At 51.4% G+C, this 2,982-nt stretch carries 1 rRNA gene; it reads right to left on the bottom strand.

Annotation, left to right across the window (positions count from 1 at the left end):
* Positions 1-63: 63 nt before the first annotated feature.
* Positions 64-2,953 (bottom strand): 23S ribosomal RNA (locus VHA02S_RS24455).
* Positions 2,954-2,982 lie beyond the last annotated feature (29 nt).

The raw sequence follows: 2,982 nt of genomic DNA, 5'->3' as shown, positions 1-2,982 counted from the left end.
AAGTTCTACTTACACACATTCAATGTTCTTACATTGAGTCCATCAAAACCCCTTGGGTGTTGTATGGTTAAGCCTCACGGGCAATTAGTACAGGTTAGCTCAACGCCTCACAACGCTTACACACCCTGCCTATCAACGTTCTAGTCTCGAACAACCCTTTAGGATACTTAAAGTATCAGGGAAGACTCATCTCAGGGCTCGCTTCCCGCTTAGATGCTTTCAGCGGTTATCGATTCCGAACTTAGCTACCGGGCAATGCGTCTGGCGACACAACCCGAACACCAGAGGTTCGTCCACTCCGGTCCTCTCGTACTAGGAGCAGCCCCCTTCAATCTTCCAACGCCCACGGCAGATAGGGACCGAACTGTCTCACGACGTTCTAAACCCAGCTCGCGTACCACTTTAAATGGCGAACAGCCATACCCTTGGGACCGACTTCAGCCCCAGGATGTGATGAGCCGACATCGAGGTGCCAAACACCGCCGTCGATATGAACTCTTGGGCGGTATCAGCCTGTTATCCCCGGAGTACCTTTTATCCGTTGAGCGATGGCCCTTCCATTCAGAACCACCGGATCACTATGACCTGCTTTCGCACCTGCTCGAACCGTCATTCTCGCAGTCAAGCGGGCTTATGCCATTGCACTAACCTCACGATGTCCAACCGTGATTAGCCCACCTTCGTGCTCCTCCGTTACGCTTTGGGAGGAGACCGCCCCAGTCAAACTACCCACCAGGCACTGTCCGCAACCCCGATCAGGGGTCAACGTTAGAACATCAACACTACAAGGGTGGTATTTCAAGGACGGCTCCACACAATCTAGCGACTGTGCTTCAAAGCCTCCCACCTATCCTACACATGTAGGGTCAATGTTCAGTGCCAAGCTGTAGTAAAGGTTCACGGGGTCTTTCCGTCTAGCCGCGGGTACACTGCATCTTCACAGCGATTTCAATTTCACTGAGTCTCGGGTGGAGACAGCGTGGCCATCATTACGCCATTCGTGCAGGTCGGAACTTACCCGACAAGGAATTTCGCTACCTTAGGACCGTTATAGTTACGGCCGCCGTTTACCGGGGCTTCGATCAAGAGCTTCGACCGAAGTCTAACCCCATCAATTAACCTTCCGGCACCGGGCAGGCGTCACACCGTATACGTCATCTTACGATTTTGCACAGTGCTGTGTTTTTAATAAACAGTTGCAGCCACCTGGTATCTGCGACTCTCAATAGCTCCATCCGCAAGGGACTTCACCGTCGAGAGCGTACCTTCTCCCGAAGTTACGGTACCATTTTGCCTAGTTCCTTCACCCGAGTTCTCTCAAGCGCCTTGGTATTCTCTACCCGACCACCTGTGTCGGTTTGGGGTACGATTCCTTACAATCTGAAGCTTAGAGGCTTTTCCTGGAAGCATGGCATCAATGACTTCACTACCGTAGTAGCTCGACGTCGTGTCTCAGCCTTAGAAAGAGCCGGATTTACCTAACTCTTAAGCCTACGCACTTGAACCTGGACAACCGTCGCCAGGCCCACCTAGCCTTCTCCGTCCCCCCATCGCAATTGTAAGAAGTACGGGAATATTAACCCGTTTCCCATCGACTACGCCTTTCGGCCTCGCCTTAGGGGTCGACTTACCCTGCCCCGATTAACGTTGGACAGGAACCCTTGGTCTTCCGGCGAGGAGGTTTTTCACCCCCTTTATCGTTACTCATGTCAGCATTCGCACTTCTGATACGTCCAGCATGCGTTACCACACACCTTCAACCGCTTACAGAACGCTCCCCTACCCAATGCACTAAAGTGCATTGCCGCAGCTTCGGTTTACTACTTAGCCCCGTTACATCTTCCGCGCAGGCCGACTCGACCAGTGAGCTATTACGCTTTCTTTAAATGATGGCTGCTTCTAAGCCAACATCCTGGCTGTCTGAGCCTTCCCACATCGTTTCCCACTTAGTAGTAATTTGGGACCTTAGCTGGCGGTCTGGGTTGTTTCCCTCTCCACGACGGACGTTAGCACCCGCCGTGTGTCTCCCGGATAGTACTTACTGGTATTCGGAGTTTGCAAAGGGTTGGTAAGTCGGGATGACCCCCTAGCCTTAACAGTGCTCTACCCCCAGTAGTATTCGTCCGAGGCGCTACCTAAATAGCTTTCGGGGAGAACCAGCTATCTCCAGGTTTGATTGGCCTTTCACCCCTAGCCACAAGTCATCCGCTAATTTTTCAACATTAGTCGGTTCGGTCCTCCAGTTGATGTTACTCAACCTTCAACCTGCCCATGGCTAGATCACCTGGTTTCGGGTCTATATCCAGAGACTGAACGCCCAGTTAAGACTCGGTTTCCCTACGGCTCCCCTAGATGGTTAACCTTGCCACTGAATATAAGTCGCTGACCCATTATACAAAAGGTACGCAGTCACACCACGAAGGTGCTCCTACTGCTTGTACGTACACGGTTTCAGGTTCTATTTCACTCCCCTCACAGGGGTTCTTTTCGCCTTTCCCTCACGGTACTGGTTCACTATCGGTCAGTCAGTAGTATTTAGCCTTGGAGGATGGTCCCCCCATATTCAGACAGGATATCACGTGTCCCGCCCTACTCGATTTCACTTTAAATGCGTTGCCGGTTACGGGGCTATCACCCTGTATCGCACAACTTTCCAGAAGTTTCACCTGACGCATAAAAAGCTTAAGGGCTAGTCCAATTTCGCTCGCCGCTACTTTCGGAATCTCGGTTGATTTCTTTTCCTCGGGGTACTTAGATGTTTCAGTTCCCCCGGTTCGCCTCGCTGCGCTATGTATTCACGCAGCGATACTAGCTTATGCTAGTGGGTTTCCCCATTCGGAAATCCCAGACTCAAATGGTTTTTACTACCTAATCTGGGCTTATCGCAAGTTAATACGTCCTTCATCGCCTCTGACTGCCAAGGCATCCACCGTGTACGCTTAGTCACTTAACCATACAACCCGAAGGAGTTTCGAGTTGATG

This window comes from Vibrio harveyi NBRC 15634 = ATCC 14126 = KCTC 12724 (genome assembly GCF_001591145.1).
GTDB classification, from domain to species: domain Bacteria; phylum Pseudomonadota; class Gammaproteobacteria; order Enterobacterales; family Vibrionaceae; genus Vibrio; species Vibrio harveyi.
This window is presented reverse-complemented; position numbering and strand designations above follow the sequence as displayed.